This is a genomic window from Bacillus cereus group sp. Bc061 (assembly GCF_027715825.1).
In the GTDB taxonomy this organism is placed as follows: Bacteria; Bacillota; Bacilli; order Bacillales; family Bacillaceae_G; genus Bacillus_A; species Bacillus_A paranthracis.
This window is the reverse complement of record NZ_JAQFTZ010000007.1, coordinates 148,124-172,986: the sequence shown is the minus strand read 5'-3', so window position 1 is coordinate 172,986 and position 24,863 is coordinate 148,124. Positions and strand designations below refer to the sequence as shown.

Here is a 24,863-nt window from a genome sequence, read left to right as displayed (position 1 = left end):
ATACAATGAGAACAAAGTATGTGATGCTTGCTATATGCTTATTCTTTGTCTTTACAATTGTAGGATGTGGTAAGAAACAAGCAGAGGCTGTGGCAATTGATGAGAAGCATGATAAGTGTGATATTTGCCAAATTGGGGTAATGGATAATCAATTTGCAACAGAAATCATTTTAGAAAATGGAAAAGCATTAAAGTTTGATGATATCGGTTGTATGTATAAATGGATGGAGATTAATCCAGGTGAAAAGACGAAAGAAAAATTTGTTCGAGATTATGATTCGAAAGATTGGGTTTCGTTAGAAGACGCTACTTATGTATATGATAAAACAATTACAACACCAATGGCTTATAATGTCATTTCATTTAAAAACAAAAAAGATGCAAAGAGCTTTGTATCTAACTATAAGGGGAAAGTTCTCTCGTATAAAGAGCTAGCAGAGCATAAATGGGAAATGAATAAAGAAATGATGGGGAACACGAAAAAGGGAAATCACGGTGGGCATCATTAATACTAGAAAAAGACAACTGCATAGTTGTCTTTTTCTAGTATTATTCAGGTGCAAATATAGAAAAGGTGTAAAATTTTTAGAAGAACGGTTACAATGGAATGTAGTGACCTAAAGCAACCATGTATGTACTTTTTAGAAATGTATACAAATGCGGTGAAAACGTGCTAAACTAATTGCTTCATAATGCTAATGATGAGGCCATCAGGCGTATCATTCCAATAGGTTGAGAAACATCATATAAGTTTAAGATAATCCAATTAAAGAAGGAATATAAAGTGCTTATGGATAAATGTACTCAAGAAGAGTTATTGTATGTGATGGAGGAATGGTTAAGAAAACATTATCTTTCATAGGAGCTGTAGTTGTGAAAAAACAAAAAATTTTATTATGTATGTTATTAGGACTTTTAATGACGGTAGTGGCTTGCGATAAGCAAGAAGAGCCAGAATCGAAACCGGTTCATGTGAAAAACGAAAAGAAACAAGAGAAGCATAAAGAACAGGAAGAATCTAAAGAAGAAAAAAGTATAAATTTAATGGACAAACAGTTGCTACTTTCTGCCACTCTTGGAGACACAGAAACAGCTATGAAGTTGATTCAAGATGGAGCGAATATAAATGTAGAAGGTGACAACGGAGAAACACCTGTCCTTGCAGCAACGTACCAAAATCATGTAGAGACAGTGAAAGCATTAATTGGTGCAGGTGCTAATATTGAAATTAAAGATGAGAAACAAAGTAATCCACTTCTTTATGCGAGTAGAGAAGGATATACGGATATTGTAAAAGTATTAATTAATGCAGGAGTTAATACGAAAGAAACGACTAAGTCAGGTGGAACAGCACTTATTTCTGCATCTGAGCGTGGCCATGTAGAGGTCGTAAAAGAATTGTTAGAGCATACAGATATTGATGTCAATTATAAAAATGCTCGTGGTGGAACAGCTTTAGTAGAAGCAATTGTATTAGGAAATGGTAGTGAAAATCACAAGAAAGTAATTCAAATGCTTATTGACCACGGGGCAGATGTAAATATGGCCAATAAGGAAAATATTACGCCACTGCAATATGCTGAAAAAAGAGGTTTTAAAGATATTGCAAATATGTTGAGGGTAGCTGGAGCGAATGAAGTAGTACAGCCACAACCGCAACCGGTAGAATAACAAGTATGAAATAATCCCATTTAGATAGACAGAATGAAGAAGTCATTGAGTATGATGGATTCAGTAATGTGTATGTAAATGGGATTTTTGTTTTGGGCATGAAAAATAGATTATGAATGGTATATGGAGTAACTAAGGAGAATATAAATGAGGCTCTCAGAACTTGATTTAATAGCAATTCAGGTAGAGGTTTTATTTGTTCATAATCAAGTAGGAAAAATGAAATATGTAAATGAACAAGGAAATCCGAAAGCACCACGCTGTTTTCTTGGCAGAACTCGTGAAGGGAGTATAACGAGATATCATTGTGATCTGGATGATGAAACGGTAGGTAAGATTGAGAAATTAATTCGAGAACCTTCAAATCATATAGAGATAGCAAAGATTATCCATGTATTAAATGAAGAAAGAACAGTAAAAAATATTTGGATGGGCCCTGCTTTCATGTTCTCTAATAATTTACATAAGCCAACTAGAACAATACAGATAACAGAGAAGAATAAAGAGCTTTTGCGAGAAAATTTTCCTAATCTAATAGAACAGATGGAGTGGAGGCAACCTTACTTTGCAATTGTAAAAAATGAAAAGGTAGTTTCTATATGTTGCAGTGCTAGGAGTACACCTGTAGCTGCTGAGGCGAGTGTGGAAACTTTAGCGGAGAATGGGTATGGTACTGATGTTGTTACAGCCTGGGCGATATCAATACAAGAAGAAAACCGCATTTCACTTTATAGTACTTCTTGGGATAATTATGCCTCACAAGAAGTTGCGAGAAAACTAAAATTGATTAACTATGGAATGAATTTGCATATTACTTGAATTTTAAAGATAGTTGTTTGCTGTTGGGGGTTATTCGTATATCTAGATTAATGTTAAGAAAATATGGTGAATATTAACATTCGATTAACAGCTAATTAACAATCTATCAAAACTGACTTAATAAATGCATACTATAGTAAAGGTAACAAAATAACTAGGGTAGAGAACATTTGAGAACACCCGCTTACATATAACGTGCCACTTTCTTAGGTGTGCTCTATTCCCTAGAGTTCAAATAAGGAGAAAGGTGTTCTATGTAAGTAGGTGTTTTTAGTTTGGATAAAAACAGAAAAGCTAGGTGGAATGAATGTTTAAAGAACCTTATATTGCGATGATAAAGGATTGGAAAGGATACAACACATACAAAAAATTACCGAAAACAGTTTTTCTTATGACGGGTTCAATGCTGGAGTTACCAGAGCGTGTATATGAATTACAGAAACATGGACATGATGTCTTTCTTCATTGTGATTTTATACAAGGTTTAAATACGAATACAGAGGAAGCACTTTTGTATATTCAAGACGTTATCGGAGCACAAGGTATTATTTCAACAAAAGGATCTACAATTCGAAATGCCAATAAAATTGGATTAAAAACGATCCAACGTATTTTTATTGTCGATACTTTATCTCTTACAAAATCAATTGAAAATTGTAAAACGACTAAACCGAATGCAGTAGAGATTATGCCTGGTATTATGCCTTCCATTATTAAGCAGTTAGCAGAGGAAATAGAATTTCCTATCATTGCAGGCGGACTGATTCAAACACGAGAAGATGCGGAAATTGCTATTCGTGCAGGCGCAAGTGCAATTTCAACGAGTCATTATGAAGTATGGATACAAGAAGAAAAAAGGAGTGCAACTTTGTGATTGAATTGAAAAATGTTTCAAAGGTATATAAAAATGCAGAAGAGACAGCGGTTAAGGGGGTATCGGTTCACATTAAAAAGGGTGAGTTTTTTGTTTTAGTTGGGCCTTCAGGATGTGGGAAAAGCACATTATTACGAATGATCGCTGGCCTAGAAGAAATTTCTTCGGGGGATTTAATTATTAATGAACGTGTTGCAAATGATTTAGAGCCGAAAGATCGTAATCTATCAATGGTATTTCAAAATTATGCACTATACCCACACTTATCTGTAGAAGAAAATATTTTATTTGGACTTAAGGTAAGGAAAGTACAAAAAGAAGAGCGGCAAAAGAGATTAATGGAAGCTATTGAAATGGTAGGGCTGAAAGAGTATGTGAAAATGAAACCAGGTCAATTATCAGGTGGACAAAGACAGCGTGTTGCGCTTGCTAGAGCGATTGTGAGCCAAGCACCGATTTGTTTAATGGATGAACCACTTTCGAATTTAGACGCGAAATTACGTGCGCAAATGAGAATTGAAATTAGAGAAATTCAGCAGCGTTTAGGAATTACAATGATTTACGTTACTCATGATCAAATAGAGGCGATGACTATGGGAGATCGCATCATGGTTTTAAATAAAGGAAGCATACAGCAAGTTGGAACACCGCTTGACATCTATAACGAACCAGCAAATGAATTTGTTGCAAGTTTTATAGGGTCTCCTTCGATGAATATAAATGATGGAGAAGTAAACAAAGAAAAAGGTGTATTACATATAGGGCAATTGCAAATTCCGTTATCTATTGGACAGTTAAAGCAATTACCAGAAGGAATAATTCGCATAGGCATGCGTCCTGAGCATATTGCCCTGTCTGAGGAAGGACAAGAAGTTACGCTACAATCTGTAGAAGTATTAGGCAACGAATCTATATTAAACTTCGCAATAAATGGAACAACTTGGAGTGCAAAAGTCATTGGACAGCTAATCCTGAACAAAGGTGACAAAGTAAAATTATTATTCTCACAAGATAAGTTATGCTTCTTTCATCAAAATACGAATGAACGATTAAAAGTGGTAGCTGAAGAAGAGTTGAAAGTGGTGGCGAAATAATGATTGAAGTAGGCAAGTTACCAGCCCAAGCAAAGGTGGCAAAAAAGAAGAATTTATGGAGTAGAACGAAAGATTTAAGAATAGGATTATTATTTTTAGCGCCATCTATTTTATTGTTCTCGATTTTTCTTTTTTATCCATTATTTAGGACGATTTACTATAGCTTTTATTTAACAGATATACACGGAGAAGCTAATCTTTTCGTTGGCTTAGAAAATTATCAATACTTATTTTCTGATCCTGCTTTCTACAAAAGCATAAAGTCAACTTTATTATTTGTTGTATATACAGTGCCTACGAGTATTATACTCGCTTTATTTCTTGCATTGATTGCAAACGGAAAGGTAAGAGGTATTGGGTTATTTCGAGTTCTGTTTTCTTCGACAATGGGAATATCAGTAGCTGCTAGTGCAGTAATTTGGTTATTTTTATTTCATCCAAGTGTCGGGTTATTCAATAATATATTAGCTTCTATGAATCTTCCTGCAATTGCATGGTTAACGAGTCCGGACTGGGCACTATTCTCTGTATCAGTTACAACGGTTTGGGTGAATACAGGATTTGCATTTTTAGTTATATTAGGTGGTTTACAAAATATTGATACGTCTTTATATGAGAGTGCATCTATAGATGGTGCTAGCTATTTATATAAGCTTCGTCGTGTTACATTACCGATGCTATCACCAACTTTATTCTTTATCGTGACAGTAACGTTAATTAGTGCGTTCCAAAGCTTTGGACAGATTGATATTTTAACGCACGGTGGACCAAATGATGCAACAAATTTAATTGTATATTCGATTTATAAAGAGGCATTTGTGAATCATCAATTTGGGACAGCAAGTGCACAAGCTATGGTACTATTTGTTTTCATTTTCATTGCTACATTACTTCAATTTAAGTTTGCTGAGAGAAAGGTGCATTATAAATGATCGTTAAACAGTGGAAACAAAATTTCCTGCTATACATGCTGCTCATAATTAGTGCAGTAATGGTATTTTTTCCTGTGCTGTATGCGTTTTTAATAAGTTTTATGACACCAGACGATATTCAAATGAGAAGGATATTTCCAACTCAATTTACTTTTGATAATTTCATTAATATTTTTCAGAAAGTACCACTTTTTACATATTTATATAACAGCTTAGTTGTATCGACAGTTGTTATGATTGGACAACTTATCGTGTCAAGCTTAGCGGCGTATGCTTTTGTCTTTCTTCAGTTTAAGGGAAGAAATCTTATTTTTTTCCTGTTTATTTCAACGATGCTTATTCCGTGGGAAGCGACGATGGTACCTAACTTTTTAACGATTCAAAACTTTGGCTGGATCAATAGTTTCGCTGGGATGACAGTGCCGTTTTTTGCAACAGCTTTCGGTATTTTCTTGTTACGCCAACATTTTATGACACTTCCGAATGAACTGAAAGAAGCTGCTTTTATTGAAGGGATTGGAAATGTAAGATTTTTGTTCAGCGTTGTAATTCCGTATTGTAAAACGAGTTTTATTACGCTTGGCGTATATAGTTTTTTAACAACATGGAATATGTACTTATGGCCACTTTTAGTGACCACTGATGAAAAGGTAAGAACAGTTCAAATTGGTGTGAAGCAGCTTCAATCTCAAGAAGTTGCAACTGATTGGGGAAGCGTAATGGCTGGCGTTACGGTTATCGTTATACCAACATTGATTCTATTATTTTTAGGACAAAAGCAATTACAACAAGGATTAACAAAAGGTGCAATTAAATAACTAAGAGAAGGTGAGATTAAAATGAGTCTAGTTAAAAAAGGTGCTGCTCTATTAATGGTAGCAACAATGGCATTATCTAGTGCTGCTTGTTCAAATAGTAAAACAGAAGGAAAACCTGAAGCACAGGCGAAAGTAGCACCAGTTGAAAAAAATGGTGATAAAACTGTAATTCGTTTTTGGCATGCGATGGGTGGAAAAACACAAGGGGTATTAGATGGGCTTGTTGCGGACTATAATAAGTCACAAAATAAATACGAGATAAAGCCAGAGTTCCAAGGGACATATGAAGAGTCTTTAACGAAATTTAAAACGATGTCTGCTACGAAAGAAGCGCCAGCTCTTGTTCAGTCGAGTGAAATTACAACAAAATATATGATTGATAGTAAAAAGATTACGCCAATTGATAGTTGGATAAAAAAAGATAAGTACGATACTTCAAAGTTGGAAAAAGCAATTACAAATTATTATTCAGTTGATGGAAAAATGTATTCTATGCCATTTAATTCATCTACACCAGTATTAATTTATAATAAAGATGCTTTCGCAAAGGCGGGCTTAGATCCAGAGAAAGCTCCAAAAACATATGCGGAATTGCAAGAAGCAGCGAAAAAGTTAACGATTAAAGAAGGCGGAAATGTAAAACAATATGGATTTTCAATGCTGAATTATGGTTGGTTCTTTGAGGAATTGTTAGCGACACAAGGCGCTTTATATGTAGATAATGAAAATGGTCGTAAAGATGCTGCAAAGAAAGCTGTATTTAACGGTAAAGAAGGACAGAAAGTATTTGGGATGCTAGATGAGTTAAATAAAGCTGGTGCACTAGGAAAGTATGGAGCAAGTTGGGATGATATTCGTGCCGCGTTCCAGTCTGGACAAGTTGCTATGTATTTAGATTCTTCAGCTGGTGTTCGCGACTTAATTGATGCATCTAAGTTTAATATAGGCGTGTCATATATTCCATATCCAGAGGATTCGAAACAAAATGGTGTTGTTATTGGAGGAGCATCATTATGGATGACGAATATGGTTTCAGAAGAAACACAACAAGGTGCTTGGGACTTTATGAAATATTTAACGAAGTCAGACGTACAAGCAAAATGGCATACTGCAACAGGTTATTTCTCTATTAATCCAGATGCATATAATGAACCATTAGTAAAAGAGCAATATGAAAAATATCCACAGTTAAAAGTAACAGTAGATCAATTGCAAGCGACGAAACAATCTCCAGCAACACAAGGTGCTTTAATTAGTGTATTCCCAGAATCACGAGATGCAGTTGTAAAAGCATTAGAAGCAATGTATGACGGAAAGAATAGTAAAGAAGCGTTAGATGAAGCTGCCAAAGCGACAGATAGAGCAATTAGCATTTCAGCTCGTACGAGTCAAAAATAAGAGAAAGCCGTATCCGAAAAAGGATACGGCTTTCTTTAGGAGATAAGGGATCAAAAAAATGAAGAAGTCTTATCTCTTTTATATGAGTAAAGGGTCTAGAATGAATCTTGTCCTTTTCATTATTTGTTTAACTCCATTGCAACTTGTTTGCCATTTACGAAAACCTCTGCCACTGCTACCATAACTTCCATCACTTTTTTCATATCTCATCTCTCCTTGTTTTTTGTTTCATTTCTTACTTTTAGTATAAGGAAATATAGCAATCGCAACTATCGAATTGGATGACAAGAGACTTACATTGTTGTAAGGATAATCGTTGTATCTGTAATAAATACGGTTTTAAAATACAATTCTGAAGTTTCTGTCGTTTTGAATTATAATTAGAAAGAGGGGGGATAATATGAAAAGAATTCTTGTTATTAGTGATATTCATGGAGAAATAAAAAAGTTCGAACAGTTATTAGAAGAAGCTCAATACGATGCAAAACAGGATCAACTAATTTTATTAGGGGATTATGTAGATCGTGGTCCAAATGCACGTGCAGTAATTGAAAGGGTAAAAGAGTTAAAAGAAGATGGAGCCCTCGTTCTAAAGGGAAATCATGAAGATATGATGATTAAGGCGTTAACGACTGATGAGGAACGTTCATGGAACCATTGGGTAAAAAGGAATGGTGGAGATAAGACATTATATAGCTATGGATTTGTAGAAGAAGATATTGTAGTTAATGAGGAAGACTTCCAAAAACCAATTTTACAATCGCATGTTTTAGAAGATCATGTAAAGTTTATTCAAGAATTAGATCATTACATTGAAACAGAAGAGTACATATTTGTACATGCTGGTGTTGAGCCTATGAAACGAGTTTCTGAATGTGAACCATATACGTTAATGTGGATCCGTAATGAGTTTCATAATGGATATAGTGGCGAAAAGGTTGTTGTATTTGGCCATACGGAAACAAAAACGCTTCACGGTAGTGAGAATTGTGGCGTGTATTTTGGTAGTAATCGAATTATTGGAATTGATGGCGGGGCTGTGTATGGTGGTCAGCTAAATTGTTTGGAATTGCCAAGTAAAAAGGTATATGTAGTAAAAAATTGAAAGAGATAAGGGAAATCTTATTTCTTTCAATTTTTTATTAAGCTAAATTTAAGAAAGAGTCTTTATAATTAATCTTTAAAATTCTGTATCAAGAAAAAGTGTAGAAAGAACGAATTAAAAATGAAGTTACAAAATATAATGATATTCTTTTGTTAGGAAAAGCAGGAATGTGATTATAAATAGAATCGAACGATATGGTGGAAGGTGAGAATATGCGCTTACTCGTAGTAGAAGATAATGCTTCGTTATTAGAGTCTATCGTGCAAATTTTGTGTGATGAATTTGAAGTAGATACAGCATTGAATGGAGAAGAGGGATTATTTCTAGCGTTACAAAATATATATGATGCAATTTTGCTTGATGTGATGATGCCAGAGATGGATGGTTTTGAAGTAATTCAAAGAATACGTGATGAAAAGATTGAAACACCAGTCCTGTTTTTAACAGCGAGAGATTCTTTAGAAGATCGGGTGAAGGGATTGGACTTTGGTGGAGATGACTATATCGTTAAGCCATTTCAGGCCCCTGAATTAAAAGCGAGAATTCGTGCTTTACTACGCAGAAGTGGTAGTTTAACAACAAAGCAGACTATTCGATATAAAGGGATTGAACTGTTCGGAAAAGATAAAGATGTTCAAGTAGATGGACAAAGTATGAAGCTAACATTAAAACAATATGAGCTTCTAGAGTATCTTATTCAAAATAGCGGAAAGATTTTAATGAGGGAACAAATTTTTGATCGTGTTTGGGGATTTGATTCAGATACGACAGTGGCAATTGTAGAAGTGTATGTACATCATTTACGTAAAAAATTAGAGCCATTCGGTTATCAGAAAGATATTCAAACTGTTCGAGGTATTGGATATATATTAAAAGAACAATGAAAAAGGGAAGTATGTTTCAGAAGACGCGTATTCGATTGACTATATTGAATTCATTAGTATTTATCATTTTGATAGGCGTATTAGGTAGTATCATTTATTCTTACACATATAAGCGTATTTATAGTGGAGTAAATGAATCGATAGAAAAAGCCGTTCAACATAGAAAGAATGCAGATGATAAAAAATTCCCTAAAAAAATTAGGGGATATCCTCCAATTGGGGATCCAAGGATAATGGAGTTAACTTGGATAGGAAACACGGTGGAGATAGGTGTTGAAAACGGTAAACGTCGTATTATCTTTGAAGACAATTTGGAAAAGTTTTCGCCAAAGAAATTAGGGATTTTGCAAGATATAGAAGTGCAAGGACTATATTTTAGGACGTTTGCATTTCAACAAGATGGAAAAATAGTTCAAATCGTACGCGATATAACAGCTGAAGAAGAAATGTTAAATACTTTATTTCTAATTCTTACTATAGGTTGTAGCATAGGAAGCCTCTGTGCAATCGGTATCGGCTTTTTCTTAGCTGGCAGGGCACTCGTACCTATTCAAAATTCATGGGAAAAACAGCAGCAATTCGTTTCTGATGCGTCACATGAACTAAGGACACCGCTTGCAGTTATTCAATCAAAAACAGATGTTTTATTCCAGTCACCATCCGCTACGATAGAAGAAAAAGCGATGGATATTTCTACAATTTCAAAAGAATGTAGGCGGTTATCAAAACTCGTTAGTAATTTATTATTGCTAGCACGCTCTGATTCTAATCAAATTGAGATGGATAAGAAAACATTTGAACTCGATAAATTGTTAGAAGAAATAGTAGCTCCATATAAGGAGATTGCTTCTTATCAAGAAAAAGAAATGATATTAAAAGTAGAACGTGGCGTATCTTTTATGGGTGATAGAGAGCGGATTCATCAAATGATGGTCATACTGTTAGATAATGCGATGAAGTATACGAACGAAGGCGGTCATATTCAAATCAATTGCACGCAAACGAGTAGTTCAATTCGTATACAAGTGAAAGATGACGGGATAGGAGTGAAAGAAGAAGATATTCCGAAATTATTTGATCGTTTTTATCAAGGGGATAAAGCAAGAAGTACGTCAGAAGGAGCTGGATTAGGTCTTTCAATCGCAAATTGGATTGTAGAAAAACATTACGGAAAAATATCAGTAGAGAGCAAATGGGAAGAGGGCACTTGTTTTGAAGTGATTTTCCCTAAACACCAAAGAATATAAGTGAGAAGACGATCTTGTTTTTACAAGGTCGTCTTTTTTTAAGGGAAAGTTAAGAAACTATTTTTAACATGTATTATATACAGAAAAGTTCGCCCTATAAAAAGAAGCGATTATAAAAAGGTATTTGAGTAGATTATATCGATCATAATGTTATTTCGATTATGAATAGGGAATGATGGAAAAGAAAGTGTAAGAGGGAGGAATTAATTTTGAAAAAGAAAATGATGATGGTATTCACTATTGGAGTAATGAGTTTAAGTATATTAGGGGGTGCCTCTCCTTCTGAAACATCAAAAAGAAAGACAGATTACACACAGCGCAGCAAAGAACAATTAAACAATGGAAAGATACATGCTGTGCATACAGAAGAAAAGGCGGAGAATTTAGGGATTGAAACGGCAGGGAAAGAACAAATTACGCTAGAAAAAGAAATCCATGAGACGGAAGTAGGAAGAGAAGCAGAACAGTTAGGAATTTCGATTGAAGGAAAAGATGTTGGAACTCTTTCAGAAGAAATCTATGAAACAAAAGTGAAGCAAGAAGCGTTAAAGCTAGGCATATCAATAGAAAATACATCAATTGTAAATTTGATTACTCAAATTAATACGATTAAAATTAACGATGAAGCGGATAAATTAGGTATTTCGACAAATGGAAAAGAAATAGAGGACATTGCAGAAGAAATCTATGGAACGAAAGTAAGAGAGGAAGCAGGCAAGTTAGGTATTTCACCAAAAGGAAAAGAGATAGAAGTGTTAGCGCAAGAAGTATACGAACAAAAAGTACAGGAAGAAGCAAAAGAATATCATATCGATTTGTATGGGAAAGATATATATCAAGTATTAAGCGAAATTAATGAACAAAAAGTGTTACAAATGGCAGATGAGCTTAATATGGATAAAACGAATAGGAACGTTCAAGAATTAGCAGAAAAAATAAAAAAGGATCAGCCTGAAAAAGGAAAAGAACTAAATTTTGTACCAGTGATTCGAACGGATGCGGACGCGTTTTATTCTTATTTAACGAACTAAAAAGGGCGTGAAAGTGATACGGAAGTTTAAGTGGTATATAGGTATGGCTTTACTCGTTATAGCAGTATGGGGGATCTATACAAATGGAATTACAAAGTATGTGGAGAAATTAACATTCTTCAATATGAAAAGTGGAAAACAAGTAGAGTTTAATCGTGATGAAAAGGTCATTTTATCAAATGTACCTTTCATTCAGCAGTTACCAGAGTTAGATAGAGGCTGTGAAGTGACGAGCTTAGCGATGATGTTACAATACGCAGGTATTACAGTGGATAAGATGAAATTAGCAAACGAAATAAAGAAAGTTGATTTTATGAACGATGGTGTACGTGGGAATCCGAATGAAGGATTTGTAGGAAATATTTATACCTTTTCTGAATCAGGATATGGTGTATATCATGGACCACTTTTTCAATTAGCGAAAAAGTATTTACCTAACAAAGCTGTGGACTTAACAGGGAAGAGTATAGAAGAGCTTTATAAGAGTGTAAAATCAGGACAACCGGTAGTCATGATTACGAATGCAACATTTGCGCCATTAGATAAAGATGAATTTACTACATGGGAAACAAATAGTGGAGATGTTTCTATTACGTATAATGAACATTGTGTAGTACTTATTGGATATGATAAAGAATTTGTATATATTCGAGATCCTCTAAGTGATAGTTTAGATGTAAAAGTACCGAGAGAAAGTTTTGAAAAGGCATGGGTGCAAATGGGGAGTCAGGCGATTAGTTACATATAAGATGGGTAAATAAAAGGAAGGAGGCTGAAACAGCCTCCTTCCTTTTATTTATTTTCTGTTGCATTGATTACAAACTGATCATAATATTTTTCATTCACGTATATATTTAATACCCATAATCCAGATGAAGGTAGTGACATAGTGAGTGGGAGTTCGGTTGTAGTAGAATCAATTGTATTTGAAGTAGTCCAAGTTGGTTTAGAAGTTTCTTGTTGAAAGAGTACGGGTGTTGGGGTTACTGATCCTTGTTTTAGTGCAATAATAGATAGTTTTCCAGTTGGCATTTCAGGATCTAAAAAGTACCACATCATTTCATTTTTTTCATTTGCGATAATAGGGCTATCAGCCAGTGCGATTTTTTCTTCGATACCTTTTAAAGGTGTTTTTTCTTGTATGAAGGAGGGTGTTTCTTCCCAATTTACATCTTTTAAAACGCTAAGATGAAAGAAGGAAGGTGCATTAACTTGGGTGGATGACGTGGCGATAGCTTCTTTTTTAGGTGCTTCTGAATCAGGCTGCAATTGCGAGCATCCAGTGATGAGAAAGGAGAAAAGTAGCATAGTTCCAATTTTTTTCATGGTGTCACACTCCTAATTTTTACTGTTAGTGTAATTGTATTTGCCAGAAAGAGGGACAATTCCTTTAAAGTATAAAAAGAGGTCGTAAGTTTTGTACGACCTCTTTTGACATTTTTTATATTTGTTCAGTTGAAATGGTTGGTTCTCGTTCTTTTTGAGGCATCGTTAAGAAAATAACAGAAAGAACGATACATACGCCGCCTAGTAATTGATACGCTCCAAATGATTCATTTAGCCAAGCGATTGAAACGATAGCTGCTACAAGTGGTTCAATGCTAGATAAAATGCTCGTTTCTGTTGCTGCTAAATATTTCAGACTACCGATATAAAGAAGGAAAGAAAGAGTGCCACTTATAATGATAAGGATAAGCATAGAAAAAGTTTTTGGTGTAAAGGTTTGTGAAAGTTGACTCCATCCAAACGAGCGATTAAAAATAAGCAGAGCGATGCCGCCGATTAGCATCCCCCAGCCAATTACTATGGTTGTTCCGCATTCTTTAATAAGAGAAGCTGGATGGAGGGTATAAAATGCAAATCCAATTGCTGTTAATAGGCCAAAAATAATGGCTTCTTTCGATAAAACAATATTTTCAATTGAACCGTTTGTAATAATAAAGTACGTTCCCGTTAGTGCAGTAATAATTGCGAGTAGTTGCATAGAAGCAGGGAATTTTCTTTGTCCAAATGCGACATAAATGGTAATAAAAACAGGACCTAGAAATTGAAATAATGTCGCTGTGACCGCATTACTAATATGAACTGTTTCGATAAAGGCATATTGCGCACCGAGCATGCCGAGAATAGAGAAAATAATAAGTTGTATAGAATGTCTAGAGTGTTTCCAAATTTGAAATATGTTTTGTTTCTTTATAAGTAAAAAAGATAAAATAAATAATCCCGCAAGCAACAAGCGAATTGTTAAAAAATCAATTGATGATACGTTAGTATGTTGAAATAGCCACTGAATCATCGGGCCAGATAATCCCCATAAGGTAGCTCCTGTAATAATCATAATGAGTCCAATCCGTCTACTATTGTTCATAATCATGCATCTCCTCTCGAGTATTTGATTTTTTATGTGTGACATGATAAAAGGAATTATATATAACTTCTGGTACTGTAAAAAGTATCAGATTTTAGTTTTATTAAGGGGTCAGATATTATGTTAGAATTAACGCCTAATTTAAATATGAATAGTAAAAAGGCATTGTACGTGCAATTGTATGAGTATATAAAAAAAGAGATTAAGGATGGAACGATTTCCGCTTTTACAAAATTACCCGCAAAGAGAAAGCTGGCGAGCTATTTACAAGTGAGTAAGAATACAATAGAAGCGGCTTACGAGCAATTACTTGCAGAAGGTTACATTGAGTCGATATCAAGAAAAGGTTATTTTGTATGTAAAGTTGAACAAATGATGGATGTAGAAGGAAGCGAAGCGAAAGTAGAAGAAGTATCGTTTCGGGAGGAGAACTATACATTTGATTTCACACAAACAGGGGTTGATACAAAAACTTTTCCGTTCACTATGTACCGCAAGCTTATAAATGATGTATGGCAGCCGCGTAATAATGATTTACTTTTTCTTGGACACCCTCAAGGAGAATTAAGCTTACGAGAGGAAATTGCGAACTATTTGTATGAATCTAGAGGTGTACGTTGTTCAGCTAGTCAAATTGTATTAGGTGCAGGAACACAAATATTAGTGAAGTTACTTTTTCAATTGTTGAAGGGAAGTAATTACGCTGTTGAAAATCCAGGGTACCATAGGAAAATGGTCGTTTTTGAACAGGGAGAAAAGAAGGTTCAAATGTTGTCTTTAGATAGGGACGGCATTTGTATGGCAGATTTAGAAAATAGCACTGCAAATGTTGTATTTGTAACTCCTTCTCATCAGTTTCCATATGGAATGATTATGCCTATTACGAGAAGGACGCAGCTTTTACAATGGGCAAAGAAAGAAGAAGATAGGTATATTATTGAAGATGATTACGATAGTGAATTTCGTTATTCAGGAAAGCCAATTCCGGCACTACAAGGGTTAGATACAGATGGGAAAGTTATTTATATGGGGACGTTATCAAAAGCTTTGTTGCCCTCATTACGGATGAGCTATATAGTATTACCGAAGAATTTAATTAAAAAGTATCAAAAAGAATATTTATTTTATACACAAAGTGTTTCAAGAATGGATCAAGAAGTGATTAGAAAGTTTTTACATGAAGGTTATTGGGAAAAACATATTCATAAAATGCGTGTCGTCTACCGGAAAAAGAGGGATCGACTTGTTTTTGAAATAGAGAAGTATTTCTCTAATCATATTGAAGTGATAGGAGAAGATTCGGGATTACACATTTTATTAAAAGTACATAATGGAATGCGAGAAGAAGAACTCATTCAAGAAGCTGCAAAATATAGTATTAAAATATATCCTGTTTCTACGTACTATAAAGACGGTACTGCACCTGAAAATGTCGTTTTACTTGGGTTTGCGATCTTATCAGAAGAAGAAATTGCGAAAGCGATTCAACTATTAAATACAGCGTGGTTTAGAAAAAAGTAAAAAAACATCCTCATACATGAGAGGATGTTTTTTATTATTTATTTTCGTCTAAGAATAAGACCATATGCTCTTCGTCCCAATATTGTCCGTTATATTTTAATGAACGTTCTTGTACACCGAATGTTTTAAATCCTAATGATTCATAAAGTTTTTTTGCTCCATCGTTGCCAACAACAACATCAAGCATAACTTGTTCCACCTCTAAAGATTTAGCAAGCTCAAGACATTCTTTAATAAGTGCTTTCCCTGCTCCAAGTCCGCGTGCTTTTGGAGATACATATACAGAACCGATTTTAGCTTTATGTTCTTGTTTTACATATGGTTTCGTTTCCAGTGTTGCAACCCCGATTAATTTTCCATCTTTGAATGCGCCTAGCGTATAGTTTTCATCTTGTGCTAATTTTTGTGCTTTATATTCAATCGCACACTCTTTATTAATAATATCTTCATAAGAAGAGCTGAAAGCTTCAGGGTTTTGCTTTAAACCTTCTACACGAAGTTCTAAGTAAATTTCCGCTTCATCTTTTGTTAATACATGGATATCCAATTATATCACCCTCCAAATCTTTGACAAATGTATCTTTATTTTATATTGAAATAAGAATAATTTCAAAAGCTTAGCTTATATAAGCTGATTTTATGAACAAAATAACACCAGTAGTTTTTACTATTACTGGTGTTTTCACACACATATTATTCAAAAGGTAGCTCAATTATAAAGGTAGTTCCTACCCCTAATTTGCTTGTTACTAGAATGGCACCGTTATGCAATTCCACAATTTCTTTAGCAACAGCTAGCCCGATACCTTTTCCCCCAGTAGCTCTCGTTCTAGATTTATCAACACGATAAAAACGATCGAAAATATGCGGAATATCTTCTTCAGGAATACCTTCACCTTCATCTTGTACACTTATTGTAAAAGAATTTGTTTCTGCGAGTACGCGTATCGTAATAGTAGTGTTTTCTAGTGAGTGTTGATAAGCATTGTGTAATAAATTTAACATAACTTGTTCCATACGTCTTTCGTCTATGCAAACTTCTAAATCATCTTTGCAATATACATGAAGTTGCATTTGTTTATTTGTTAATGTTGTTTTTGTTTTTTCAACCATTCGTTCTAAAAATGGTCTAAGAAGTACTTTTTGTTTTTTTATAACAAACTGGTGTTGTTCTAATTGTACAAGCATAAATAAATCTTGGACGAGGTCAGTTACACTATCTGTTTCATCCTCGATGATTTGCAAGTATTCTTCTCGCTCTTCTTTCGTTAAAGTGTCTCTCTTTGCTACTTTCGCATAACCTTTCATATAGGTCAATGGAGTTAATAGTTCATGGGCGACACTAGCAAGAAATTCATTGCGTTCTTTTTTCATATAAGTTAGTTCACTGGACAAATCTTCAATCGTTTTTGCTAAGCTTCCAAGTTCATCATTCCGTTTAATACCTAATTGAATTGGCTTATTTAATTTTGACATTTTTTCTGTTGCCCTCTTCATTTTTATAAGCGGTTCTGTAATAACACGAGAAAAAACAAAGACAGAAATAGTCGTTAAAATAACAGTCAAAACACTAATGATAAGAAATTGGTTCATGAGTTTAAGTAACATATTTTCTAAGAAAGATGTTTTTAGTAACATATATAACTTTCCTTGAAACTCTGCTGTATTAAGTGAGCTTACAGTTGTGATGAATTTTGATTTTTTCCAGTTCTTTTCGACAACCAATCCGTTTGCTGGAATAGGTTCTGTTTTACATGTAAGCTGTTTTTGCATTGCTTTTGTTACAGGTTCTGAAGTGGAAATAATTTTTCCATTATTGTCCGTTATAATGATAGCTATATCAGAGTTAGCAATTGATTCTGATTCAACTAAGTGTTCAGCCTCATCAGCGATATCGAATTCTGGGTATATAGGACGCTTAGGATTTTTATTGTATTCAGCGCGTTCGCCGTGTTTCTTTTCTTTAGCAAATGTACTCCACTTTGCGCGTTGTGTAATTTTGTTACTATAGCGATTACCTTTTTCTAAAAGAGCGAGTGTTTCCTCTTCAATGCGCATTTTAGAAATACTTTTGTAAAAAGATACGAAAGCAATTGTTTCAATGCATAAAGCTAATATTAAAAAGTATGTCCCGATTTTAAGTGAAAGTTTACTCATTTTCTCACCATACCTTATTCATAATAAAGGGTCAGTGGTATACTAGTTTCCACTGACCGAAGTAATTATTCACTTTTCCATTTATATCCGACCTTATAAACAGTTTCTAAGTAATTTTCAACTGGAAATCCTTTTTTACGTAATTTATCACGGATATTGCGAATATGTGAATCGATTGTTCTATATTCAATGTCTGTTTCATAACCCCAAATTTTTTCGATTAAATCATCTCGGCTATAAGCACGGTTTGTATTTTGTAAAAATAGTCCAAGTAACGAAAATTCGATAGGAGTCAGTGAGATTTTTTCATCATACACTGTGACAGTATGTTTCGTTTTATCCCACTCAATACCATTGAAGCTAACAAATCCATCTTTCTTTGTACGGCGTAATATAGCCTCAATTCGTGCAACTAATACATGCTCATCAAATGGTTTTGTAATATAGTCATCTGCGCCGATCGTAAGACCTTTTACCATATCGTAATTTTGATTACGAGCTGTTAGCATAATGATTGGAACGTTGGAAATTTGACGGATTTGATAGCAAGTATCCCATCCATCCATATTTGGCATCATTACATCTAACAAAACAATATCGAAGTCTTTTTGTTCTATTAACTTTAGTGCTTCAAGGCCAGAGGTAGCTTTCATACAAAAATAGCCACGAGGACTTAAGAACAGATCTAATAATCGTAACATACGTTCTTCATCGTCTACTAATAAAATTTTCACCATAATCTTGTGCACCCCAAACTGTTCATTCTACTTGTATAGTTTACATGAAAATGATAAAAAACTCTTTTTATGTGATTGAGTGGAAGAGTGATTTCTCGCTCAGAGTAATTGACATAAAAAATGCACTAGTTTTGCACAACTATTTTTTATAATAGAAAACGTAGCGACACAAAATACCCTATGTTGCGACATAACGTCATGTCATTTTATTTATAAAATGACAATTCCATTCTATTGTGTATGTGAGATAGAGAGGGTTTTCGTATTCACCTCGCATCGGATAAGAAAAATTTCCTATCTCACACTTTTTTTAAAAGGAGATCATACACATGAATCCAAAAGAAGAAATTTCAAAAAAAGAAAAGCAAGATCGTAATACGGTTGTCATGTGCGTTGCCGTATCTATGGTTATTATTATAAGTTGTGTAAATAAAATTTTGGGGATTTTATAATATAAAAAAAGCTTATTGCTTCTTAAGAAGCAATAAGCTTTTTTCGTTGTTAGGGGGAGTATTTTTATATAATAAACCAAGGTAAAATTGCTAATCCAGAAGTTACAATTGCTGTAGTAAATATTAAAAGCATAGCTCGTTTGTTTTGTTTCATGTCACATTCTCCTCTACATATCAAGTACATGCGATCAGCGTGGGATGTAGTTCCCCACTGAGTAAAGTTTCACTTTATATTTTTAGTATAATGAATGGAAAGGTTTGGTACGATCGATAAAGGTGACATGAAGATTACATTGTTGTAATGAAAAAAGCATCTTTCTTAATAAAAAGATGCTTTTGGAAAACTAGATTGAAGTATTAATCATTTAAGAATAGAACCATATGTTCTTCGTCCCAATATTGACCGTTATGTTTTAATGAACGCTCTTGTACGCCGTAAGTTTGGAAACCTAATGACTCATATAATTTTTTTGCTGCATCGTTACCAACTACAACATCGAGCATAAGTTGTTCTACATGTAATTTATCGGCATTTTCAATAATTGCTTTAATAAGAGCTCGTCCTGCTCCAAGGCCACGTGCTTTAGGGGAAACAAAAACGGAACCGATTTTTGCTTTATGTTCTTGTTTAATGAAAGGCTTTGTTTCTAAAGTAGCAATGCCGATTAAATCGTTATCTTTGAAGACACCTAGAGTATACTTATCCGGATTGCTTAATCGTTTTGCCATAGCAGCTACAGGATCCTCATGTTTAAGAACATCTTCATAAGAAGAGCTAAAAGCTTCCGGGTTCTTCGTTAAACCTTCCATACAAACTTTTAAATATATTTCTGCGTCCTCTGTCGTTAATAAGCGAATTTCCATCGTTGTAACCTCCTTGGTCGATTTCAAATAAAGTGAACCTTTTATAAGATTGTGTATGTGTTTTGTGAGCAGTCTCTTTTAATTTGTAAAAGAATGAAAAGATATATGCTACAATGTTTTGTTTTTTAATATGTAATGAAATTATATATTAACTTTATTAACTATTCAAGTGTTTAATATATTACATTTTTATAACTAAAATAACTCCTCGATTGAGGAGTTATTTTAGTTATTCGATTGATAACCATCAATTCGATGTGGATGCGTGTAAATATTACAAGAGTCATTTCTAATAAATCCTACGACTGTAATGCCTAAATCGTGAGCGAGTTGCAATGCTAGTTTTGTTGGAGCGGATTTAGATAAAACAATTTCACATCCGATTTTTGAAACTTTGAGTAAAATTTCGGATGAAATACGCCCGCTAAATGCAATGATTTTTCCTTTAACAGATATATCGTTGCGTAAACAATGTCCATATATTTTATCTAATGCATTATGTCTTCCAATATCCATTCTTGATAGGAGGATATTGTTTCGATCACATAGCGCGGTATTGTGAACACCGCCGGTTTGGCGAAAGGTAGTAGAAGATTGTTGTAAAGTATTCATTAAGTAAAAGCATTCTTCAGGAGTAATTTTTACATGTATAGCATGTAAATCTTTTGCTTTTGCTGCATCGTTAGCGAAAATAAAACCTTGTCTACCTTTTCCGCAGCAGGAAGTGATGTATCGTTTATTATATAAATTTTGATAGAGCGGATTTATTTTTGATGATGTTACATGGACAATTCCGTTATCTTTTTGAACCCATAGTTCTTCAATATCTTTATAGGAAGAAATAATCCCCTCAGAAATTAAAAAACCAATTACCATATCTTCAATATAATTTGGTGTACATACGACTGTTACATATTCTTCACCATTCAATTTAATAGTAATAGGAGATTCTGTAACAATCTCATCAGTTTGTTTTGAAAATGTACCAGAGTGATAGCGTACAATTGTATAACTCTCTTGCGTAGGTCCCATATGAAATTCCCCTTTTATATGTATTTTCTCCCACATTCATCATAAAACATTGAAAAAATAAAAACATCTATTAGAAGGAAGGTATCAGATTATTTTGGTTATTATTGTATATATACGATATAATAGAAATGTAGAATAGTGAAATTTTCAAGCTTTCGTAGTGATACCTTATAAACATCTAGAATCGACTTCATAAGAAAAGTATTTAGGCAGGGCGTTTCAAAAATATGTACAGTAATTCATTTGTGAAAACGGATTCACAAGTGTGTTGTACAGTTGGTTGTAAGGAGAGGGGAAACTATGGCAGAACAGACAGTCCGTGTAACCGTAGATGGTAAAGAATTTTCAGCATCAGGTGAAAAGACGATACTACAATTATTTAACGAGAGTAATTTGGAACATCCTCAAATTTGTCATGTACCAGAAGTAGATCCAATTCAAACTTGTGATACGTGTATTGTAGAAGTAGATGGGAAGTTAATGCGTGCTTGTTCAACGCAAATAGAGAATGGTATGCATATTGAAAGACAGTCACAGCGTGCGAAAGAGGCGCAGACTGAGGCGATGGATCGAATATTAGAGAATCATTTATTGTATTGTACCGTATGTGATAACAATAACGGTAATTGTAAGGTTCATAATACAGTACATATGATGGGAATTGAAGAACAGAAATATCCGTATGAGCCGAAAGTAAGTGCTTGTGAAGTGGATATGTCACATCCGTTTTATCGGTATGATCCAAATCAATGTATTGCTTGTGGACAGTGTGTAGAAGTATGTCAAAACCTACAGGTTAATGAAACGATATCGATAGACTGGAGCTTAGATCGTCCGCGTGTTATATGGGATCATGGTGTAAGTATAAATGACTCATCTTGTGTAAGTTGTGGGCAGTGTGTAACAGTATGTCCATGTAATGCGTTAATGGAAAAATCAATGTTAGGTGAAGCTGGATTCATGACAGGGTTAAAACCAGATGTGTTAGATCCGATGATTGATTTTGTAAAGGATGTAGAGCCTGGATATAGTAGTATTTTAGCGGTTTCAGAAGTAGAGGCTGCGATGCGTAAGACGAAAGTGAATAAAACAAAAACAGTTTGTACATTTTGTGGTGTCGGTTGTTCATTCGAAGTATGGACGAAAGATCGCCATATATTAAAAGTGCAACCTGTTTCAGATGCACCGGTTAATGGTATTTCCACATGTGTAAAAGGTAAATTTGGATGGGACTTTGTAAATAGTGAAGATCGAATTACGAAGCCATTAATTCGCCAAGGAGATATGTTTGTTGAAGCTTCATGGGAAGAAGCGTTAGAAGTTGTTGCTTCTAACATGCAACATATTAAATCAGAATACGGCAGCGATGCATTTGGATTTATTTCTTCTTCGAAAGTAACGAATGAAGAAAATTATCTTATGCAAAAACTAGCTCGTCAAATATATGGAACAAATAATGTAGATAACTGCTCGCGTTATTGCCAATCTCCAGCAACAGATGGTTTATTTAAAACTGTCGGTATGGGCGGCGATGCTGGAACAGTGAAAGATATAGCTGAAGCAGGCCTTGTCATTATCGTTGGTGCGAATCCAACAGAAGGACATCCTGTACTCGCGACGCGTGTAAAACGTGCTCATAAATTACACGAGCAAAAACTGATTGTAGCAGATCTTCGTAAACATGAAATGGCAGAGCGTGCGGATTTATTTATTCATCCGCGTCAAGGTACAGATTACGTATGGCTTGCTGGTATTACGAAATATATTATTGATCAAGATTGGCATGATAAAAAGTTCATAGCTGAAAATGTGAAGAACTTTGATGAATATAGCACAATGTTAGAAAAGTATACGCTTGATTATACAGAAGAAATTACGGGAATTTCGAAAGAAAACCTGAAAGAAATGGCTCGTATGGTATATGAAGCAGATGGAACTTGTATACTTTGGGGAATGGGTGTAACGCAAAATACAGGAGGAAGTACAACATCTGCTGCCATTTCCAATTTACTGCTTGTTACGGGGAACTATCGTCGTCCTGGTGCAGGCGCATATCCATTACGAGGTCATAATAACGTACAAGGTGCTTGTGATATGGCGACATTACCAAACTGGCTTCCAGGTTATCAAGCAGTATCGGATGATACGCTTCGTGCTAAGTTTGAAAAAGCATACGGCACAACGATTCCGAAAGCACCAGGATTAAATAATATCGCAATGTTACTTGCGGCAGAAGAAGGAAAACTACGTGGTATGTATGTCATGGGGGAAGAAATGGCTTTAGTCGATTCCAATGCGAACCATGTGCAACATATTTTAGCGAATTTAGACTTCCTCGTTGTTCAAGATATGTTCTTATCAAAAACAGCTCGTTTTGCTGATGTTATTTTACCAGCGGCACCAAGCTTAGAAAAAGAAGGAACGTTTACGAATACAGAGCGACGTATTCAAAGATTATATGAAGTATTAAAACCACTAGGTGATTCAAAACCAGATTGGTGGATTTTACAAAAAGTTGCTCGTGCACTCGGTGGGGATTGGAATTACGAAAGTCCAAGTGAAATTATGGACGAAATCGCATCGCTTGCACCGTTATACTCTCAAGCAACGTACGATCGTCTAGAAGGATGGAATAGTTTATGTTGGGGTAGTCATGATGGTAGTGATACACCGCTATTATATGTAGACGGATTTAACTTCCCAGATAAACTAGCTCGTTTATCATTAGATGAATGGGTACCACCAGTTGTAGCGCCAGATGAGTATGATTTACTTTTAAATAATGGACGTATGCTAGAACATTTCCATGAAGGGAATATGACGAATAAGTCGGCTGGTATTTTATCTAAAGTATCTGAAGTGTTCGTTGAAATTTCACCTGAGCTTGCTATAGAGCGCAATGTGAAAGATGGTGGTCTTGTAGAATTAGCATCACCATTTGGCAAAATTAAAGTACAAGCGCTTATTACTGAGCGCGTAACGGGGAAAGAGCTATACTTACCGATGCATGCAACGATAAATGAAGAAGCGATCAATATTTTAACTGGGACGGCAACAGACCTTTATACGTGTACACCGGCGTACAAACAAACGATGGTGAAAATGCGTGTATTACGTGAAAAAGGAAATCGTCCGTTACCATCTTCAAACCCGCGAGATAAAAAGCGTAATCCGCAAAATGGTGTTGAAATCGAGCAAAAATGGCAAAGAAAACAATACGTATCACTCGTGGACTAGGGGGCGGAGATAGTGGCGAAAGAGATTACTTTAATTAAAAAGAAAGTTGTAACAGAGGAAGAGCAGAAACAGCAAGTAGCAGATGAACTTCTAAATGAGCTATCTAATAATCGTGAAGCAGTAGAAGAAACGATGCAGCTGTTAGCGCAGTTACAGAAGGCTGGAATATTAGATGCGGCGATTAGTTTACTTGCTGCTAAGGAAGATGTTTCAAAAATCGCTGTGGAGCAATTAAATCGTGAACCAGTTAAAAATGCACTTAACAACATGATGGGGGCGGGGGAAGCACTGTCCTCAGTTGACCCAGAAGTAACAAAGCAAATCACATCGAGTTTAGTCACTGGATTGCAATTTGCAACAGATGAATTAAAGAGTGGTAAAAAAACAAAAGTGATGGACTTCTTTAAAGTGTTAAAAGATCCAGATATCAATAGAGCCATCACATTCGGATTTAGCTTCTTGAAAGCATTTGGACAAGGGTTAGAGAAAAAATAGAGTAAGTGAAAAGTGATGGGAAGTAGCCATCACTTTTTTCATTGTATGTATAAGAGTGTTCATGTTAAGCGGAATATATTATTATTAAAGGGATGGGTTAGAAATGGAAATGTGGAATCCATCTCAA

At 34.8% G+C, this 24,863-nt stretch carries 24 protein-coding genes; 17 read left to right on the top strand and 7 right to left on the bottom strand.

What is annotated here, in order from left to right; translation table 11 throughout:
• The first annotated feature begins 5 nt into the window (after positions 1-5).
• The 13 genes from PDQ40_RS20930 to PDQ40_RS20870 all read left to right on the top strand — a co-directional run bounded on the left by PDQ40_RS20930 (position 6) and on the right by PDQ40_RS20870 (position 12,621).
• On the top strand, positions 6-509 hold the full coding sequence (locus PDQ40_RS20930) for a nitrous oxide reductase accessory protein NosL (RefSeq protein ID WP_001259405.1): 504 nt from the start codon (positions 6-8) through the stop codon (positions 507-509).
• Positions 510-798: 289 nt separating this feature from the next.
• Positions 799-1,671 (top strand): ankyrin repeat domain-containing protein, encoded by an 873-nt coding sequence (locus tag PDQ40_RS20925; RefSeq protein WP_002170332.1) that lies wholly within the window; start codon positions 799-801, stop codon positions 1,669-1,671.
• A gap of 147 nt (positions 1,672-1,818) precedes the next feature.
• On the top strand, positions 1,819-2,490 hold the full coding sequence (locus PDQ40_RS20920; RefSeq protein ID WP_001239731.1) for a hypothetical protein: 672 nt from the start codon (positions 1,819-1,821) through the stop codon (positions 2,488-2,490).
• 307 nt (positions 2,491-2,797) lie between these two features.
• Positions 2,798-3,364 (top strand): glycerol-3-phosphate responsive antiterminator, encoded by a 567-nt coding sequence (locus tag PDQ40_RS20915; RefSeq protein WP_000472009.1) that lies wholly within the window; start codon positions 2,798-2,800, stop codon positions 3,362-3,364.
• Positions 3,361-4,458 carry an ABC transporter ATP-binding protein gene (locus PDQ40_RS20910; RefSeq protein WP_000571386.1) on the top strand — a complete coding sequence of 366 codons (1,098 nt, stop codon included), beginning with the start codon at positions 3,361-3,363 and terminating at the stop codon, positions 4,456-4,458. The genes PDQ40_RS20915 and PDQ40_RS20910 overlap by 4 nt, the downstream gene beginning before the upstream one ends.
• A complete protein-coding gene (locus PDQ40_RS20905) occupies positions 4,458-5,390 on the top strand; it encodes a carbohydrate ABC transporter permease (RefSeq protein WP_000573563.1) in 933 nt (310 codons plus the stop codon). Before PDQ40_RS20910 ends, PDQ40_RS20905 begins: the two co-directional genes overlap by 1 nt.
• On the top strand, positions 5,387-6,208 hold the full coding sequence (locus PDQ40_RS20900) for a carbohydrate ABC transporter permease (protein WP_000635931.1): 822 nt from the start codon (positions 5,387-5,389) through the stop codon (positions 6,206-6,208). Before PDQ40_RS20905 ends, PDQ40_RS20900 begins: the two co-directional genes overlap by 4 nt.
• A 21-nt stretch (positions 6,209-6,229) precedes the next feature.
• Positions 6,230-7,606, top strand: coding sequence for an ABC transporter substrate-binding protein (locus PDQ40_RS20895; protein WP_000060603.1), 1,377 nt, complete (start codon positions 6,230-6,232; stop codon positions 7,604-7,606).
• A 400-nt stretch (positions 7,607-8,006) separates the two neighbouring features.
• Positions 8,007-8,711: a metallophosphoesterase family protein gene (locus PDQ40_RS20890; RefSeq protein ID WP_000821995.1), complete on the top strand. Its 705-nt coding sequence runs from the start codon at positions 8,007-8,009 to the stop codon at positions 8,709-8,711.
• Between the two features lie 212 nt (positions 8,712-8,923).
• On the top strand, positions 8,924-9,595 hold the full coding sequence (locus tag PDQ40_RS20885; RefSeq protein ID WP_001238612.1) for a response regulator transcription factor: 672 nt from the start codon (positions 8,924-8,926) through the stop codon (positions 9,593-9,595).
• An 11-nt stretch (positions 9,596-9,606) separates the two neighbouring features.
• Positions 9,607-10,842 carry a sensor histidine kinase gene (locus tag PDQ40_RS20880; protein ID WP_000486860.1) on the top strand — a complete coding sequence of 412 codons (1,236 nt, stop codon included), beginning with the start codon at positions 9,607-9,609 and terminating at the stop codon, positions 10,840-10,842.
• Between the two features lie 209 nt (positions 10,843-11,051).
• Complete coding sequence (locus tag PDQ40_RS20875) at positions 11,052-11,873, top strand: transporter (protein ID WP_214328573.1); 822 nt, start codon at positions 11,052-11,054, stop codon at positions 11,871-11,873.
• Between the two features lie 13 nt (positions 11,874-11,886).
• Positions 11,887-12,621, top strand: a complete 735-nt coding sequence (locus tag PDQ40_RS20870) for a C39 family peptidase (protein ID WP_002163756.1) — start codon at positions 11,887-11,889, stop codon at positions 12,619-12,621.
• A gap of 44 nt (positions 12,622-12,665) precedes the next feature.
• Here PDQ40_RS20870 and PDQ40_RS20865 read toward each other — a convergent pair whose 3' ends face one another.
• Together PDQ40_RS20865 and PDQ40_RS20860 are read right to left on the bottom strand one after the other, a co-directional pair.
• The gene (locus tag PDQ40_RS20865) at positions 12,666-13,199 is read right to left on the bottom strand and encodes a DUF4871 domain-containing protein (protein ID WP_000719663.1); all 534 of its coding nucleotides are present in this window, start codon (positions 13,197-13,199) and stop codon (positions 12,666-12,668) included.
• Between the two features lie 115 nt (positions 13,200-13,314).
• Positions 13,315-14,241 (bottom strand): DMT family transporter, encoded by a 927-nt coding sequence (locus PDQ40_RS20860; RefSeq protein ID WP_270691615.1) that lies wholly within the window; start codon positions 14,239-14,241, stop codon positions 13,315-13,317.
• Between the two features lie 120 nt (positions 14,242-14,361).
• Between PDQ40_RS20860 and pdxR the strand changes: the two genes are divergently transcribed.
• Positions 14,362-15,762, top strand: coding sequence for a MocR-like pyridoxine biosynthesis transcription factor PdxR (gene pdxR / locus PDQ40_RS20855; RefSeq protein WP_000891905.1), 1,401 nt, complete (start codon positions 14,362-14,364; stop codon positions 15,760-15,762).
• 34 nt (positions 15,763-15,796) lie between these two features.
• Here pdxR and PDQ40_RS20850 read toward each other — a convergent pair whose 3' ends face one another.
• From PDQ40_RS20850 to PDQ40_RS20840, 3 genes are all read right to left on the bottom strand, one after another.
• On the bottom strand, positions 15,797-16,309 hold the full coding sequence (locus tag PDQ40_RS20850; protein WP_000351212.1) for a GNAT family N-acetyltransferase: 513 nt from the start codon (positions 16,307-16,309) through the stop codon (positions 15,797-15,799).
• Positions 16,310-16,455: 146 nt separating this feature from the next.
• On the bottom strand, positions 16,456-17,919 hold the full coding sequence (locus PDQ40_RS20845) for a sensor histidine kinase (RefSeq protein WP_000041002.1): 1,464 nt from the start codon (positions 17,917-17,919) through the stop codon (positions 16,456-16,458).
• 65 nt (positions 17,920-17,984) lie between these two features.
• Positions 17,985-18,656 (bottom strand): response regulator transcription factor, encoded by a 672-nt coding sequence (locus PDQ40_RS20840; RefSeq protein ID WP_000238954.1) that lies wholly within the window; start codon positions 18,654-18,656, stop codon positions 17,985-17,987.
• A gap of 329 nt (positions 18,657-18,985) precedes the next feature.
• Between PDQ40_RS20840 and PDQ40_RS20835 the strand changes: the two genes are divergently transcribed.
• Complete coding sequence (locus tag PDQ40_RS20835; protein WP_001068392.1) at positions 18,986-19,108, top strand: hypothetical protein; 123 nt, start codon at positions 18,986-18,988, stop codon at positions 19,106-19,108.
• 357 nt (positions 19,109-19,465) lie between these two features.
• Here the strand turns inward: PDQ40_RS20835 and PDQ40_RS20830 are convergent, their stop codons facing one another.
• Together PDQ40_RS20830 and fdhD are read right to left on the bottom strand one after the other, a co-directional pair.
• Positions 19,466-19,972, bottom strand: a complete 507-nt coding sequence (locus PDQ40_RS20830) for a GNAT family N-acetyltransferase (RefSeq protein ID WP_000405875.1) — start codon at positions 19,970-19,972, stop codon at positions 19,466-19,468.
• 225 nt (positions 19,973-20,197) lie between these two features.
• A complete protein-coding gene (fdhD, locus tag PDQ40_RS20825; protein WP_000529211.1) occupies positions 20,198-21,004 on the bottom strand; it encodes a formate dehydrogenase accessory sulfurtransferase FdhD in 807 nt (268 codons plus the stop codon).
• A 300-nt stretch (positions 21,005-21,304) separates the two neighbouring features.
• Here fdhD and fdhF point away from each other — a divergent pair, with 300 nt between their 5' ends.
• Positions 21,305-24,241: a formate dehydrogenase subunit alpha gene (gene fdhF, locus PDQ40_RS20820; RefSeq protein WP_000840656.1), complete on the top strand. Its 2,937-nt coding sequence runs from the start codon at positions 21,305-21,307 to the stop codon at positions 24,239-24,241.
• Positions 24,242-24,253: 12 nt separating this feature from the next.
• Positions 24,254-24,736: a DUF1641 domain-containing protein gene (locus PDQ40_RS20815; RefSeq protein ID WP_001040528.1), complete on the top strand. Its 483-nt coding sequence runs from the start codon at positions 24,254-24,256 to the stop codon at positions 24,734-24,736.
• Positions 24,737-24,863: the final 127 nt, after the last annotated feature.

Coding starts and splice junctions, on each gene's coding strand:
- PDQ40_RS20925 (WP_002170332.1), top strand. CDS start 799: ATGTACTCAAGAAGAGTTATTGTATGTGATGGAGGAATGGTTAAGAAA.
- PDQ40_RS20930 (WP_001259405.1), top strand. CDS start 6: ATGAGAACAAAGTATGTGATGCTTGCTATATGCTTATTCTTTGTCTTT.
- pdxR (WP_000891905.1), top strand. CDS start 14,362: ATGTTAGAATTAACGCCTAATTTAAATATGAATAGTAAAAAGGCATTG.
- PDQ40_RS20915 (WP_000472009.1), top strand. CDS start 2,798: ATGTTTAAAGAACCTTATATTGCGATGATAAAGGATTGGAAAGGATAC.
- PDQ40_RS20835 (WP_001068392.1), top strand. CDS start 18,986: ATGAATCCAAAAGAAGAAATTTCAAAAAAAGAAAAGCAAGATCGTAAT.
- fdhD (WP_000529211.1), bottom strand. CDS start 21,004: ATGGGACCTACGCAAGAGAGTTATACAATTGTACGCTATCACTCTGGT.
- PDQ40_RS20885 (WP_001238612.1), top strand. CDS start 8,924: ATGCGCTTACTCGTAGTAGAAGATAATGCTTCGTTATTAGAGTCTATC.
- PDQ40_RS20830 (WP_000405875.1), bottom strand. CDS start 19,972: ATGGAAATTCGCTTATTAACGACAGAGGACGCAGAAATATATTTAAAA.
- PDQ40_RS20845 (WP_000041002.1), bottom strand. CDS start 17,919: ATGAGTAAACTTTCACTTAAAATCGGGACATACTTTTTAATATTAGCT.
- PDQ40_RS20860 (WP_270691615.1), bottom strand. CDS start 14,241: ATGAACAATAGTAGACGGATTGGACTCATTATGATTATTACAGGAGCT.
- PDQ40_RS20840 (WP_000238954.1), bottom strand. CDS start 18,656: ATGGTGAAAATTTTATTAGTAGACGATGAAGAACGTATGTTACGATTA.
- PDQ40_RS20900 (WP_000635931.1), top strand. CDS start 5,387: ATGATCGTTAAACAGTGGAAACAAAATTTCCTGCTATACATGCTGCTC.
- fdhF (WP_000840656.1), top strand. CDS start 21,305: ATGGCAGAACAGACAGTCCGTGTAACCGTAGATGGTAAAGAATTTTCA.
- PDQ40_RS20880 (WP_000486860.1), top strand. CDS start 9,607: ATGTTTCAGAAGACGCGTATTCGATTGACTATATTGAATTCATTAGTA.
- PDQ40_RS20890 (WP_000821995.1), top strand. CDS start 8,007: ATGAAAAGAATTCTTGTTATTAGTGATATTCATGGAGAAATAAAAAAG.
- PDQ40_RS20905 (WP_000573563.1), top strand. CDS start 4,458: ATGATTGAAGTAGGCAAGTTACCAGCCCAAGCAAAGGTGGCAAAAAAG.
- PDQ40_RS20895 (WP_000060603.1), top strand. CDS start 6,230: ATGAGTCTAGTTAAAAAAGGTGCTGCTCTATTAATGGTAGCAACAATG.
- PDQ40_RS20865 (WP_000719663.1), bottom strand. CDS start 13,199: ATGAAAAAAATTGGAACTATGCTACTTTTCTCCTTTCTCATCACTGGA.
- PDQ40_RS20920 (WP_001239731.1), top strand. CDS start 1,819: ATGAGGCTCTCAGAACTTGATTTAATAGCAATTCAGGTAGAGGTTTTA.